We start from the raw sequence: 15608 nt of genomic DNA, 5'->3' as shown, positions 1-15608 counted from the left end.
CGCCGGTCGCAGGCAGCGCCAGCGCTAGCGCGGTCGCGCCAGCGGCCGACCCGCGGCGCGGCATGCTGCGCACGGCGCAGCGGCTGCAGGCGGGAGCCGGGCTGTTGGCCGGCATCCCGGCGATGCAGTCGATCGTGAACGCGATGCGCGAGAAGGCCGATCGCCTGACGGGCAGCACGTTCACGATTGCGCTGTTCGGCGCATTCAGTGCAGGCAAGTCGTCGTTCGCCAACGCCTTGATGGGCGAAGCCGTCCTGCCCGTATCGCCGAATCCGACGACGGCCGCGATCAACAAGATCGTGCCGCCTACGGACGGATGGCCCCATGGGTCAGTACGTGTTCAGATGAAGAGTGCTGCAGCGATGTTGGAAGACGTGCGTTATTCCTTGCAAGTGTTGGGCTATTCCATCACGAGCATGGACGAAGCGTTGGGCCAGATCGACCGGTTGAAGCCGGATTCCGTCGCACCAAGCGGCAAGCCACACTACACATTCCTGAAAGCCGTCCGCAATGGTTGGAACTTCGCTGCTGGACACTTGGGGGAAGAAATCCGCGCCGATCTGGACGAGTTCCGCGATTATGTCGCGGAGGAGAGCAAGTCCTGTTACGTAGCCTTTATTGAGCTGCACTATGCGTGTGCCTTGACGAATCAAGGCATGGTGCTAGTAGATACACCTGGAGCCGATTCGATAAACGCCCGTCATACGGGGGTAGCGTTCGATTATATCAAGAATGCAGATGCAATCTTGTTCGTGACTTATTACAATCATGCCTTTTCCCAAGCAGACCGTGAGTTTTTGCTACAGCTGGGCAGAGTGAAAGATACGTTTGAGCTCGACAAAATGTTTTTCGTCGTTAACGCCGCAGATTTGGCTGCCGACGAGCAGGAGCTGGAAGGCGTAGTCGCTCATGTGGCGTCCAATCTGCTGCAATACGGCATTCGCAAGCCGCGCATCTATCCGGTATCCAGTTTGGCTGCGCTCGACAGCAAGATGAACGGAGATGCGGCCCAGCTGAACGTCTCAGGTATCCTCCCATTCGAACGAGACTTCGTTCGCTTCGCCTTCGAGGAGCTGGCAGACATCGCAGTCCATGCCGCACAGCAAGAGCTGGAGCGGGCGGATGGGGTGTTGCGTCAATGGATCAACAGTGCGAATGAAGGCGAGGCCGGGCGCAAGCAGCGTATCGAGCAATTGACCGAGGCACTCGGCCGCGTCGAAGCGATGCTTTCTTCCCCAGACCCTGCAGAAGATGTGAGAGAGGCGAACAAGGAAGCAGCCGAGCTGCTGTACTACGTGAAACAGAGGTTGTTCTATCGCTTCGGCGATCTGTACACGTACGCCTTCAATCCGGCCTCGCTGCGAGAAGATGCGGGTCCGATTCGTTCGCTGCTTCGCGCAGCTTCGAACGACTTGATCCGATTGATCTCGTACGACTTGTCGCAAGAACTGCTGGCCACGACGTTAAGAGTGGAGCAAGCATTGAACCGACTTGCGCGCAAGCGTGCGGAGAAAAATGCCGACCGAATCCGTGAGCACATCTCGACCTTCGAGGCCTCATCCTACACGCCAGTCAAATTCAACACACCCAAAGTAGAAGAGACGCTAGAGGGTGTCGCGTTCGAAGAGAAAGAGCTACATGGCATGTACAAGAGCGGCAAGCACTTCTTCGAAGGAACGGGCCGTACACAGCTGAGGGATACGTTAGAGAAGCGATTCCAGGAGCCGGTCACGAGCTATATCGAACGACACAGCTTGCTCATTGAGCAAACATATGCCGTACAGTATAACGAAGCGATCGCGCGTCTGCATGAGCTTCAGTTGCAAGCCGTGCGTGAGCACGTGGAAGGTTTGCTCGATGCTCTGGAGATGAAGCATGATCTGGTTGAATTGCGACGCTTGCAGGAGCAATTCGTGGTTCTTTGCTCTTCTTCCTCCTCCTCTTGAAATAACCGGGTTTGTAGATTGCTCTGCAACAGAGAAAACTCAGCGTAGGATGATTGAAGGAGCCGTAAGAGGCGCTGGAAGCGCCGACCGCCTTTGAATCCAAGTCCCAACCTTTGACAGATTTCAACCAGGGACATGGATTCAACAGCGGCCGGAGGCCCTTCATTCGTTCGAAGCGGACAAAGGTTTTTCACTGCTGCTGCGCTCCTGCAAAGCCCGGTTTTTTCGATTTTCATGAAAACGTATACATTTCCGGTTATCCCGACGATTCGGAAGATACGCTTGGATTACGTCCCGATTTTCTGTTTTTTCGTAGAATTAAGGGTGTTTATGAAGGTTTCTCCCGTTTCGGGTGATTGAAGGATGCAGGGGATGATGATAAGATTCATTGAGATTGAAAATGCTTTCGGTTTTGCAAATAAAGCCGATGGGGCTTGATGATGAAGCACATTTTTGTGCTAAAGCCCGAGGAGGATCCTGATGAACGTACTAAAGCAATTGAAAGAGTATTACTGGCAAGAAAAGCGGTTATTGTTCGCATCAATCTTCTTCTTGATGTGTTCCACCGCACTCGGGTTAGTATATCCGAACCTGCTTCGCTTCTTAATTGATGATGTCATCAAACCTGGAAACTACAACTTGGTCCCTTACATCGCGCTTTCAGTAATAGGAGTGATTGCGGTCAAGGCTTCCTTTCAGTTTTTGCACGGATTCACAGGGGGAAGAGTCGGCAATACGATTGCGTACAACCTGCGCAACGCACTGTACAAGAAGTTGCAATACTTGTCCTTTCAGTATTACGATCGGGCGAAGACCGGAGATCTAATGTCGAGATTGACGGCGGACCTTGAAGCGATTCGCCAGTTCATCGGATTCGGCTTCGCGCAAATCTTGAACGTGTTCCTCATGGTAGGCTTCGGATCGATCATGATGCTCACACTCAATTGGCAGTTGACACTCGTCACCTTCGTCTCGGTACCGTTCGTGGCCTTCACCGCGCTGCGATTCGAGAAGACGATTCACCCCGCCTTCCGCGCAGTGCGCAAAGCGATGAGCAACTTGACGACCGCTGTTCAGGAGAACATTACGGGTGTGCGTACCGTCAAATCATTCGCACGTGAGCCGTTCGAGGTCGAGAAGTTCGCATCCCGCAGCGAGGAGTATAAGTCGAATCACATTACACTCGCGTATGCCTGGGCGAAGTTTTTCCCGCTGCTTGAGTTCCTCTCCAACTTTTGTGTGGTCGTGGTGCTCACAGTCGGCGGCTGGTTCGTCATTCAGGATAAGATGTCAATCGGGGAGCTCGTTGCCTTCTTCAGCTTAATCTGGTACATCATCGCTCCTATGCGAGATATCGGACTGCATATCAACAACTTCACGCAATCGAAAGCTTCGGGCGAACGCGTGCTTGAAATATTGCATCAATACATGCATGTAAAAGACAAGGCTGGAGCGATTGAACTGCAAGCGGAGCAAGTGAAAGGAAACGTTCGTTTCGAGAAAGTTACATTCGCTTATCCGGACAAGGAGCCTGCTCTAACAGACTTCAGCTTGAATGCTCCGGCTGGGTCGGTCATCGGCCTGCTTGGCCCTACCGGTTCCGGGAAATCAACGGTCATTCAGCTGTTGCTGAGAGCTTACAATATTAAGGAAGGTCGCATTACATTGGATGGCACGGACATCCGCGATGTTGCGGTCGGGAGCTTGCGGGAACAAGTAGCCCTCGTATTCCAGGAAACGTTCCTGTTCTCGGCTTCCATCCGTAACAATATTGCTTATGCTAAGCGGGATGTTTCTATGGATGAAATTATTCAAGCCGCGAAGCTCGCTAAGGCGCATGATTTCATTATGGAGCTGCCAGAAGGTTATGACACGATTGTCGGCGAACGGGGGATGGGGCTGTCCGGTGGACAGAAGCAGCGGATCGCGATTGCTCGCGCTTTGCTCAAAAATCCGAAAATCCTTGTGCTCGACGATGCCACCAGTGCGGTTGATATGGAAACCGAGCATGAGATTCAAGCGGGCTTCCGCGAGTTGATGAAGGGAAGAACGACGTTCATTATCGCGCATCGGATTTCCTCACTCAAGCAAGCCGATGAGATCATCGTATTGGATGAAGGCCGCATCGTTCAGCGTGGAACTCACGAGCAATTGTTGCGTGAACCAGGTCGGTACTACGAAACGTACAAAATTCAATATTCGGATCACCCCAGCCTCGTCAAAAAACAGATTGAACGGAGGTTGGCGAATTGAGCAGCAATCAAGCTAATACAACCAGTAAGAACACAGAGTCGCCAAAAGACGCGAACGAAAAGCAACGATTCGTTTATCAAGACGACGAACTGATGGATAAGTCGTTCGACTGGGCGCAGCTACGCCGACTAGGAGCTTACTTGAAGCCTTATCGCAAGCAAATGCTGCCCGTCATCTTGTTCGCGATGCTGCTTGGCACCGTGGCGAAGCTTACAATACCATATTTGATCGGTCTTGCGATCGATGATGCAATCGGCAATGGCAAAGGCAAGATGCTAATCATGATCGCTTCAGGTATGCTAGGTTTGTATATTGTACAATGGTTTGTGAACAGCTATCGCATCAAATATTTGAATATTATCGGGCAGAATGTCATCTATGACCTGCGACATGATCTATTCAAACATATTCAACAGCTGTCGTTCCGTTTCTTCGACAAGCGACCCGCCGGTTCCATTCTCGTTCGAATAACGAACGATGTGAACTCCTTGCAGGATTTGTTCACGAACGGCGTCGTCAACCTGCTTATAGACTCGATACAGCTGATTGGGATTATCATCATCTTACTGACTTTGAATTTCAAGCTTGGCTTGGCCATCATTGTAACTGTACCGATCATGTTCTTTGTCTCCGGCAAGCTGCGGACGACGATTCGGATCGCTTGGCAGGACGTACGTGTCAAGACGTCACGCATTAACTCCCATTTGGCCGAGAGTATTCAAGGGATCAAAGTAACGCAGGCGTTTACGCAGGAAAAAGAAAACATAAAATACTTCAATGATATGAATGAGACGAACCGGTTGACCTGGAACAAAGCATCGATGCTCAACCAGACGTTTGGCCCGATTATCGAGCTTACTGCAGCGATTGGTACTTGTATCTTATTCTGGCTCGGATCGCATCTTATTCAGACAGAAGCAATGACCATCGGTCTTCTCGTAGTATTCGCTAACTATATTGGGAACTTCTGGGAGCCGATCAACCGATTAGGTGCGATGTATCAGCAAATGCTTATTGCAATGGCGTCCTCAGAGCGATTATTCGAGTTTATGGACGAGCAGCCTACTGTAGCGGAAAAGCCGGATGCCAGAGAACTGCCGCCGATAACAGGTGGAATTCGTCTGGAGAACATTATATTCGAGTACGAGAAGGGTCGTCCCGCCTTGCGGAACGTCAGCCTTCAAGCCCGTGCCGGGGAATCTATCGCATTAGTTGGACATACCGGGTCAGGGAAAAGTACGATTATTAACTTGTTATGCCGGTTCTACGATCCAGTCGCGGGTCGTGTACTGATCGATGAACAAGATATTCGCGACTTTACACTGCAGAGCTTGCGTTCCCAAGTAGGGATCGTGCTGCAAGATACGTTCATCTTCTCCGGCTCGATTCGCGACAATATCCGGTTTGGCCGTCTGGATGCAACTGACATGGAAGTCGAAGCGGCTGCTAGAGCGGTATACGCGCATGATTTCATTGCAGGATTGCCAGATGGATACGATACACAGGTAGAAGAACGCGGGAACGTGTTGTCGATGGGTCAGCGCCAATTAATCTCGTTCGCTCGCGCCTTGCTTGCCGATCCGCGTGTTCTGATTCTTGACGAAGCTACTGCAAGTATCGATACCGAAACCGAGCTTCGCATTCAGGAAGCGCTCAAAGCTTTGCTAGTAGGCCGTACTTCCTTCATTATCGCGCACCGCTTGTCCACGATCCGCAATGCGGATAAGATTATAGTGATGGACCACGGACGCCTGATGGAAGAAGGCAGCCACGATGCACTGATGCAGAACCGGGGCATCTACTATGGCTTGGTTGAAGCACAGTACAAATTTTTGGGCGATGCCGTTTGATTAGAAAGGAAAGATCCCTACATGKCGGAAGCCCCACATTCGATGCAACAAGAGTTCACGCCTTACAAAACATTTTCACGTCAGGAATGGGCGAAGCTGAGGGACGTTACTCCGCTCACGCTTGAAGAGCAGGATCTGTACGAGCTTCAAGGGTTGAATGATAAAATCTCGCTTGTTGAAGTACAGGACATCTACCTCCCGCTTTCCAGACTGATGAACTTATACGTGGAGGCTACACAGCAGTTATATAAAGCGACACAGACATTCTTGAACGATCATACGGCGAAAGTGCCCTATATTATTGGGATTGCTGGTAGCGTGGCGGTTGGTAAGAGCACGACCGCCCGTGTCCTGCAAGCTTTGTTGTCACACTGGCCGAGCCATCMCAAAGTCGATCTTGTGACGACGGACGGGTTCCTGTACCCGAACCGGGTGCTTGAGGAGCGCGGATTAATGAAGCGCAAAGGCTTTCCCGAGAGTTATGATGCACGGAAGCTGATCCGCTTTTTGGCCGATATTAAATCAGGCTCTCCAGAAGTTAGCTGTCCGATCTATTCTCACCTGGCTTATGACATACTGCCAAATGAGAAACAGACAATTCGTCAGCCGGATATTCTGATCGTGGAAGGCATCAATGTTCTGCAGGCACACTCGCCGGGCATCCGTAAGGGCCAGAAGTCCCGAGAAGTATATGTATCGGACTTCTTCGACTTCTCGATCTATGTGGATGCGAAGGAAGCGGATATTGCCGAGTGGTATGTGGAACGGTTCAAGATGCTGCGCAGCACGGCCTTCGCCAACCCGAACTCCTACTTCCACCGCTATTCGAGCTTATCGGACGATGATGCTGTGGAAACCGCGACAAGCATATGGCGTGAGATTAACCTGCTTAATCTGAAGGAGAATATACAGCCGACCCGAACCCGTGCCCACCTGATCTTGACTAAGGGTGCCGATCACGCAGCCGAAGAAGTGAAACTGCGGAAGCTGTAAACCAACCGCCATTCATCAACCATTGCTATTTCAATCACGATGAATAGAACCCCTGCCCCTCAAAAGAGCGTGCGGGGGTTTTTGCTGCGTCGATCGCTGTTTTTCCTCAACGCGCGTGGAATCCTCCTCAGTCCGGCTCTTGGACAGTATGCTAGGCTAACTTTGGCTATTTATTTTTCCCCGAACATGCATTTTCACAACCGTGTGGAATACGCATAGAAACGGAGCATCATGTCAAGCTAGTTGCTAATGTGTGGGAGGAGGGGGCTGCTTGCAGATTGTAACCGTGAATCCTGGTGATTCTTTGTGGGCGATAGCCAGGTTGTATGGAGTAAGCGTCGATGACCTTGTTCGGTTGAATGAGCTGGATGAACCGGACCGTCTTGTGCCAGGTCAAGCGCTGCTCGTCCCTGCAATGGAACGTATGCACCTTGTGAAATCAGGTGACTCACTCTGGCACATCGCCCGATATTATGGGGTTACATGGGAGTCCATTGCCCGATTGAACGGTATCGTCAATCCGGCCTTGATATACCCAGGTACGCGGTTGCGTATTCCCGGACAGCTCCATGTGGGGCCCAAGATGACGATTGAAGTGAACGGCTATTTGCAGATGAAAGAACCAGAGCGTGATCGTAAGATTGTGCAGGAAACTTCCCGTTATATGACCTACTTCGGCATATTCCAATACATTGTGCATTCAGACGGATCGATCACACCCCCCAATGCGGATGCTGCTCTTGATGAAATCGCCAAGACAGATGCAGTACCGATGATGGTCCTTACGAATTTTGAAGATGGAACCTTCTCGGCTGAAGTGGCGCATAACGTGATGACCGACGCGATCGCACGGGAAAGGCTCATGGTAAATATCGAGAAAACGATGGTGGCGAAGGAGTATAGAGCGCTCAATATGGACTTCGAGCATATCAGACCGAATGAGCGTGATGTGTATACTGGCTTCCTAAAAGAACTTACTATGCGCATGCACGCGATTGGCAAACTTGTCTCGACCGCGGTAGCCCCCAAGACAAGCGGAGAGCAGACCGGCCCGTGGTACGAAGCCCATGATTATGGGGCGCATGGAGCGATTGTTGATTTCGTCATCCTGATGACGTATGAATGGGGATGGTCTGGTGGTCCGCCTATGGCCGTTGCCCCCTTGCAACAAGTCCGACGTGTGCTGGATTATGCGATTACCGTCATTCCTCGGTATAAGATCATGATGAGCGCTCCCTTGTACGGGTACAATTGGACGCTGCCCTACAAGGCTGGAGGTAAGTTCGCTCCAACAATCAGCCCGAAGGCAGCCGTCAATCTAGCACGAGATTCCGGTGCGTACATCCAGTTCGATAAGGTAGCTCAGTCGCCTTATTATCGGTATTATGATAAGGAAGCGAAAGAGCATGTCGTCTGGTTTGAAGATGCAAGGAGTATGCAAGCCAAATATAACTTGATCAAGCAGTATAGGCTAAGGGGTATTAGCTATTGGGTGCTCGGGCAATCTTTCCCTCAGAACTGGGCCTTGCTTGAAGCGAACTTCCGAATCAGGAAGCTCTAGTATTAGGAACGAGCGGAGCCTCACGTAAGCTGTTAACGAGAGGCTCTTTTTGCTGAAAGGATAAGTTCTGGGGCCCCCTCAAAATAATAGGAATAAGCTACAGAGGTTCACCTCACTTTGCGGGGATTGTTTGCGGGGGATTGTTTTAGATTTGCAAAATCCATGAGGAACCTTTACTCTACAAGAAAGCACTTCTTGCCATATTCATGAAAATAGTACGATGGAGTCAGGCTTGCGATGATCAGGAGGGGTAATATTGAAAGGAACGCGATTGATATGGAGAACGGTAGGCTTGGCGGCGGTACTGACTACGATTCTGCTTGTATTCGGCCTCGTCTACGCGGCTATGGACGTATTGAATCCGCAACCAGCCTCGTTCCTGACAGAGCCCGAGAAACCAAAGGTCGAAACACCGCTCGACAAAGACACGATCCGCATTGTGGCGCTAGGCGATTCCCTGACGAAGGGAACGGGGGATACGAGCGGCAAGGGCTACGTGCTGAACGTGAAGGAGAAGCTCGAGCAGAAGTTGAACAAGCAGGTGAATCTGATCGGGAACTATGCGGTGAACGGATACAAATCTGATCAACTGCTGCGGGATTTGCAAGGTCAGATTGGAGTCTCGTATGGGATAGAGAAAGCCGATCTCATTCTGTTAACGATGGGCGGCAACGATCTGTTCTCGATTTCACAGGATGTGATGAACTCACAGACCGATCAATTGGACCCGGACAAGGTGAGGCAGCGTATGCCGGAGCCGCTCAAACGGATGGAGCAAATACTTGTTAAGCTCGCCGAGATGAACCCGAAAGCAACGATCGTCTACGTTGGGGTGTACAACCCTTTCTACGATTTGCCTGAGATGCGTCCTGCATCCGTGCATGTGGCGGAATGGAATGATGCCGTCTTCCGGACAGCGGCCAAATATCCGAACATCGTATACGTACCAACGTTCGATCTATTCCAATTGAATTTCTCAAAGTACATTTATTCCGATCATTTTCATCCGAACCAGGACGGTTATGTACGGATTGCCGATCGCGTCCTGCAGGCTCTTCAATAGACAAGGGGGGATTGGACCATGAGGGAGCGGAGTGACAGCGTATTATCGGTTAATCAAGTGAAGAAGAAGATCGGAAACCGCCTCATTATTAAGGGGATCTCGTTCCATGTAGGCAGAGGGGAAATATTCGGTTTCCTGGGTCCGAACGGCTCCGGGAAAACAACGACGATACGTATGCTAGTCGGGTTGATCAAGCCTACTGAGGGTTCGATTCAAATATGCGGTTATGATGTGCAGAAGCAGCATAATGAAGCGTTGAGCCAAGTCGGCTGTATTGTTGAGAATCCCGAGTTGTATTCCTACTTGACCGGATGGGAGAACCTCGAGCATTTTGCTCGGATGCTTCCAAATGTGGATGAAGCCCGGATTGCTGAAGTGGTGGAGATTGTGGGTCTTGATCATCGCATTCACGATAAAGTACGGACTTATTCACTTGGCATGCGGCAGAGGCTGGGCATAGCCCAAGCGTTGCTGGGCCGACCAAGCCTGCTCATCCTCGACGAGCCTACGAACGGGCTGGACCCGCAAGGGATCAAGGAGATGCGGGAGTTCATACGCAAGCTGGCGGATCAAGGGTTGAGCTTGTTCGTCTCGAGTCACTTGCTCAGTGAGATTCAACAGATGTGTGACCGAGTGGCAATCATCAGTCATGGTGAAGTGCTGGCGGTAGGCGAGGTGGACGAGCTGTTGAAGCAGTCGGGTAGTCGGATCGTATGGAATGTCAAGCCGTTCGATAAGGCATTGCGTGTGTTTCAATCGGAGAATGGGGTGCAAGTACTCGGTTCAGATGAGGGCAACTCGGTGGTTGCTTCGAAGAGCGGTGTGGAGAACGATTCCAGTCGTCTGGCAAGGGTGGCCGTAATGACTGAGACAATTGAAGCTGTACCTTTTGACACTACGATCATTACTCAGATGGACGCAGCACATATCCCAGGGCTAACCGAGAAGCTTGTAGCGGCTCAAGTGCAAATATATGGCATTCAATTGAACAATCCGACTCTGGAGGAGTTATTCTTAAGCATGACGGAGGGCGAAACCATTGACTAGTCCCCAAATCGGCCTATATCCATTAGTCCAGAACGAAACGATTAAGATCATGAAGAAACGGCGGTTTCTCGTCGTGCTGCTCATCTTGGCCGCTCTGATCCCGATATTCACTTATGCGCAGATGAAGGTTGCCGAGAACAACAAGAAGCAGTTCGGCGAGCAGGACTGGCGGCTCGTCAATCAGCAGAAGATTAACGACTTCACGAACCGACTGGGCAGCAATCGCGTTCCGGAAGAGTGGAAGAAAGTAATGCGAGTGCAAGTAAGAGTGCTCCAGTATTATTTGGACAAGAACGTCAACCCAGAATCACCGAATGGGGTCACGTTCACGATCGGTTTTCTGAAGAACGCGGTAGGTTTGTTCATCCCGCTCATGGTGATGGTCATTGCATCTGATCTTGTATCGTCGGAGCATACTACAGGAACGATCAAGCTGCTCTTGACCCGTCCGGTCCGACGATGGAAAATATTGCTCAGCAAATTCATCGCCATGCTGTTCTACGTATCGCTTACCGTGTTCGCGACTGCGGCGCTATGCTATCTGATCTCTGGGCTAGTGTTCGGTTATAATGGATGGGACATCCCGGTATTCAGCGGCTTCAAGATCGTCGGGACGGAAGTCGACTTCAGCTTCGTGCATCCCGTTCCCCAGGGGTTATTCCTGCTCATGGAGATGGGACTGGTCTGGCTCTCGGCGTTAGTCGTTGGCTGCATGTCGCTCATGATATCGGTCTTGGTACGCAGTACTGCAGCCGGAATGGGGATCATGCTCGCTGTGCTGATCGCCGGAACGATATTGACGAACATGGCTTCATCTTGGGAGACGGCCAAATATTTGTTCATGGTCAATCTGCAGCTAACAGACTATTTATCCGGCACGTTACCGCCTGTTGAAGGGATGACTTTGTCCTTCTCGTTAATCGTGTTAGCCGTATGGACAGCAGCAGCTGTGGCAGTATCGTTTTGGAGCTTCACGAAAAAAGACGTATTAAATTAATGGAAAACGATGATATAATGCATAATATGTTACAACTTTGCTGAATGGGGGCACAAGGATGGCCGAACAATTGGATTTATTTCCAGGGCCGGCAGCGCAAGTCAACGCTCCTACCGGCTATGACGCGGATGATATTCAAGTACTGGAAGGGCTAATTGCCGTCCGGAAGAGACCCGGGATGTACATTGGCAGCACAGGCGCATCTGGTTTGCATCATCTGGTTTGGGAAATCGTTGACAATGCGGTGGATGAGCATCTGGCCAAGTATTGCTCTAAGATCGATGTCATCATACATAGAGATCAATCGATAACGGTACGTGACAATGGCCGGGGGATTCCGACCGGTATGCACAAGACTGGTATTCCGACACCACAGGTCGTCTTTACTATTCTGCATGCAGGCGGCAAATTCGGCGGCAGCGGCTATAAGAAGTCTGGCGGCTTGCACGGTGTTGGCGCGTCGGTTACGAATGCTCTATCGGAATGGCTGGAAGTAGAGATTAACCGTGACGGTAAAATTCATCGTCAGCGCTTCGAGTACTGGATCGATGCAAGTGGCAAGGAGCATGTAGGGGAACCTTCTACGGGTCTGGAAGTAATCGGCAATACGAATCGAACAGGCACGAAGGTTACGTTCAAACCAGACAAGCGTGTGTTTCAAGGCGGCGTGGCCATGAATTATGACACGTTAGCTGAGCGGCTGCAGGAGATTGCTTTCCTGAATTCCGGCTTGCAAGTGAACATTAAGGACGAACGTTCGGACAAGCAGGATACGTTTCAATATGAGGGCGGAGCCAAGCAGTTCGTGCAATTTCTTAACGAAGAGAAGACCATCCTTCACGAAGTGATTCATTTCTCAGCGGAGAAAGACGATATTGAGGTTGAGGTCGCCTTCCAATACAACGATGGATACACGGAGACGATTGCTTCCTTCGTGAATTCGATTCCGACGCGAGGCGGCGGGACGCACGAGACCGGCTTCAAGACGGCGTTCACGAGGGTCATGAATGAATACGCCCGCAAAGCTACCCTTCTCAAGGAGAAGGAGAAGAACCTGGAAGGCGTCGATCTTCGCGAAGGTATGATGGTCGTCATCAACATCAAGATGGGCGAGGTCGAATTCGTCGGCCAGACCAAGGATCAATTAGGCAGTACATCTGCCCGTAGTGCTGTAGATGCAGTGGTGTCCGAGCAGATGGATGTATTCCTCGAGGAGAACCCGCAGATCGCGCAGCAGTTGCTCAAGAAGGCTGTGCAATCAGCCAAGGCGAGAGAGGCAGCCCGTAAAGCGCGAGAAGAAGTACGTAACGGGAAGAAGGGCAAGAGCGAGAGCTCCAACCTGAATGGAAAGCTAACACCAGCACAATCCAAAGATTATCAGAAGAATGAGCTGTTTATAGTCGAAGGCGATTCTGCAGGAGGTTCGGCCAAGCAAGGTCGCGACTCCCGCCATCAGGCGATTCTTCCGCTTAAGGGCAAGCCGATGAATCCCGAGAAGGCGAAGCTCGCCGACATCATGAAGAACGACGAGTACAAGGCGATCATCGCCGCAATCGGCGCTGGTGTCGGTTCCGAATTCGATGCCGAAGAGAGTAATTATGGCAAGATCATCATCATGACCGATGCTGATACGGACGGTGCACATATTCAAGTGCTGCTGCTGACGTTCTTCTACCGGTACATGAAGCCGTTGATCGACAACGGACAAGTCTACATCGCTCAGCCTCCGCTCTACAAAGTGACCAAGAAGGCGGGGAAGAATAGTGTCATGCGTTACGCGTATTCCGATGAACAGCTGAATGAATTCACCAAGGAGCTTGGGAAGTCCGTTGAACTGCAGCGGTACAAAGGACTTGGCGAGATGAATCCCGACCAATTGTGGGAAACGACGATGGACCCCGAACTGCGAATGCTGCTGCAAGTGCAGATTGAGGATGCTGCCAAAGCGGAACGTCGTGTCACAACGCTTATGGGCGATAAGGTCGATCCGCGTAAAAACTGGATCATAGAGAATGTAGACTTCACGGAGTATATCGAGTAGCCGGTAGAGACTACTTAGCAATAAAATATTGGCAAGGGAATGGTGTCTGATGGTGATGAAACGAGTATGAGTACTCCGGAGAAATTTTTACCGGCTTTTCTGGAAGAAGTCGTTGGCGATCGATTCGGCCGCTACTCGAAATATATAATTCAAGACCGGGCGATCCCGGACGTGCGAGATGGGCTGAAGCCCGTGCAGAGACGTATTCTGTATGCGATGTACGATTCCGGCAATACACCGGACAAGCCATACCGCAAGTCGGCAAAGACGGTCGGGGATGTAATGGGGAACTTTCATCCCCATGGTGATTCATCGATCTACGACGGTATGGTTCGGATGGCCCAGCCATGGAAGATGGCCCATACGCTAGTTGACGGTCATGGCAATTGGGGATCGCTCGATGATGATCCACCTGCGGCTATGCGTTACACGGAAGCACGGTTGTCCTTAATTGCGATGGAACTGCTTCGGGATATAGAGAAGCGAACTGTACTATTCAAGGATAACTTCGACAATACGGCCAAAGAACCTGTTGTACTGCCTTCCCGTTATCCGAATTTGCTGGTGAATGGGGTCAGCGGGATTAGCGCCGGGTTCGCAACGGAAATTCCTCCTCACAATTTGCGAGAAGTCATTGACGCTTGCATCGCTGTTATTGATCAGCCTGACTTATCGCTTGAAGATTTGATGAAAGTAGTTAAAGGCCCGGATTTCCCTACTGGTGGCATTATCATGGGGGAAGAGGGCATTCGTGACGCCTATCGTACCGGTAAAGGGCGGATCTATGTCAGGTCCAAGACGGCGATTGAGGATATGAAGGGTGGACGCCAGCAAATCGTCATTACCGAGATCCCTTATCAAGTTGTGAAATCCAGGCTCGTAACTGCGATGGAGAATATCCGGCTTGAGAAAAAGGTTGAAGGGATCGCTGAAGTTCGCGACGAAAGCGGACGTAACGGACTGCGTATCGTAGTAGAGCTGAAGAAGGAAGCGGATGCTTCGGGCATACTTGCTTATTTGCTGAAGAAAACAGACCTGCAGGTTACATACAACTTCAACATGGTGGCAATTGTCAATAAGACGCCGAAGCAATTAGGTATCAAGGCGATATTGGATGCCTACATTGCTCACCAGAAGGAAGTCGTCACCTTCCGCTCGCAGTACGAATTGGAGAAGGCGGAAGACCGGGCCCACATACTCGAGGGATTGGCGAAGGCGCTCAACATTCTCGATGAAGTTATCGCGACGATTAAGGCATCGAAGAATCGTGCGGACGCACAAAAAAACTTAGTGGATCAATACGGATTCACCGAACGTCAAGCGGATGCAATCCTGATCCTCCAGCTGTACCGCCTAACGAATCTGGAGATTCATTCGATTGAGAAGGAATTGAAGGAAGTTCAGAAAACGATCGCCTACTTGCGTTCCATTTTAGATAATAACAAGAAGCTGATGAACGTAATCAAGGAAGAGATGAACGAAATTCGTGAGAAGTTCGGCATCGATCGCCGTTCAGAGCTGCAAGGTGAAGTCGAAGAGCTGAAAGTGAACCTTGAGGTTATGGTAACGCCAGAAGACGTACTGGTGACACTGACGAATGAAGGCTACGTGAAGCGAACGAGTATGTTGTCCTTCAATCGTTCCGGTGGGGAGCTGGAAAGCACAGGCCTCAAGGAGAAAGACTATGTAAGGTATTGGCTTGAGGTTAACACGATTGAGAACTTGCTCATATTCACTCAGAAAGGGCTGTCGTTCCTGCTGCCGGTTCATCAGGTGCCCGAGTACAAGTGGAAGGAGAACGGGACGGCCATCGTCAACGTACTGCCTATTGCCAAGGACGACCGGATCGTACAAGTG

At 50.9% G+C, this 15608-nt stretch carries 10 protein-coding genes; all 10 read left to right on the top strand.

Annotation, left to right across the window (positions count from 1 at the left end; translation table 11 throughout):
- On the top strand, nt 1-1946 hold a 1946-nt coding region (locus AC1DWB_RS27405; protein ID WP_477544276.1), incomplete at its 5' end, for a dynamin family protein.
- Nucleotides 1947-2426: 480 nt separating this feature from the next.
- Entirely contained in the window at nt 2427-4199 is a 1773-nt protein-coding gene (locus AC1DWB_RS27400; protein WP_477544275.1) for an ABC transporter ATP-binding protein, read from the top strand.
- Nucleotides 4196-6049 (top strand): ABC transporter ATP-binding protein, encoded by a 1854-nt coding sequence (locus AC1DWB_RS27395; protein WP_477544274.1) that lies wholly within the window; start codon nt 4196-4198, stop codon nt 6047-6049. The genes AC1DWB_RS27400 and AC1DWB_RS27395 overlap by 4 nt, the downstream gene beginning before the upstream one ends.
- Nucleotides 6050-6091: 42 nt before the next feature.
- Entirely contained in the window at nt 6092-7042 is a 951-nt protein-coding gene (coaA, locus tag AC1DWB_RS27390; RefSeq protein WP_477544273.1) for a type I pantothenate kinase, read from the top strand.
- Nucleotides 7043-7313: 271 nt separating this feature from the next.
- Nucleotides 7314-8603: a LysM peptidoglycan-binding domain-containing protein gene (locus tag AC1DWB_RS27385; RefSeq protein WP_477544272.1), complete on the top strand. Its 1290-nt coding sequence runs from the start codon at nt 7314-7316 to the stop codon at nt 8601-8603.
- A 256-nt stretch (nt 8604-8859) separates the two neighbouring features.
- Complete coding sequence (locus AC1DWB_RS27380) at nt 8860-9666, top strand: GDSL-type esterase/lipase family protein (RefSeq protein ID WP_477544271.1); 807 nt, start codon at nt 8860-8862, stop codon at nt 9664-9666.
- Between the two features lie 18 nt (nt 9667-9684).
- Nucleotides 9685-10713, top strand: a complete 1029-nt coding sequence (locus tag AC1DWB_RS27375; protein ID WP_477544270.1) for an ABC transporter ATP-binding protein — start codon at nt 9685-9687, stop codon at nt 10711-10713.
- Nucleotides 10706-11710, top strand: a complete 1005-nt coding sequence (locus tag AC1DWB_RS27370; RefSeq protein ID WP_477544269.1) for an ABC transporter permease — start codon at nt 10706-10708, stop codon at nt 11708-11710. Before AC1DWB_RS27375 ends, AC1DWB_RS27370 begins: the two co-directional genes overlap by 8 nt.
- A gap of 58 nt (nt 11711-11768) precedes the next feature.
- Nucleotides 11769-13751, top strand: a complete 1983-nt coding sequence (gene parE, locus AC1DWB_RS27365) for a DNA topoisomerase IV subunit B (RefSeq protein ID WP_477544268.1) — start codon at nt 11769-11771, stop codon at nt 13749-13751.
- Nucleotides 13752-13817: 66 nt separating this feature from the next.
- Nucleotides 13818-15608, top strand: a 1791-nt coding sequence (parC, locus tag AC1DWB_RS27360; protein ID WP_477544267.1) for a DNA topoisomerase IV subunit A, incomplete at its 3' end; no start/stop codon positions are given.

The organism is Paenibacillus sp. P4_E11, assembly GCF_056401635.1.
Note: the sequence above shows the minus strand (reverse complement) of the source record. Positions and strands in the feature narration are given on the sequence as shown.

Bases quoted from the DNA above. Each gene is read 5' to 3' on its own strand.
- AC1DWB_RS27400 (WP_477544275.1), top strand. From the start codon at position 2,427: ATGAACGTACTAAAGCAATTGAAAGAGTATTACTGGCAAGAAAAGCGG.
- AC1DWB_RS27375 (WP_477544270.1), top strand. From the start codon at position 9,685: ATGAGGGAGCGGAGTGACAGCGTATTATCGGTTAATCAAGTGAAGAAG.
- parE (WP_477544268.1), top strand. From the start codon at position 11,769: ATGGCCGAACAATTGGATTTATTTCCAGGGCCGGCAGCGCAAGTCAAC.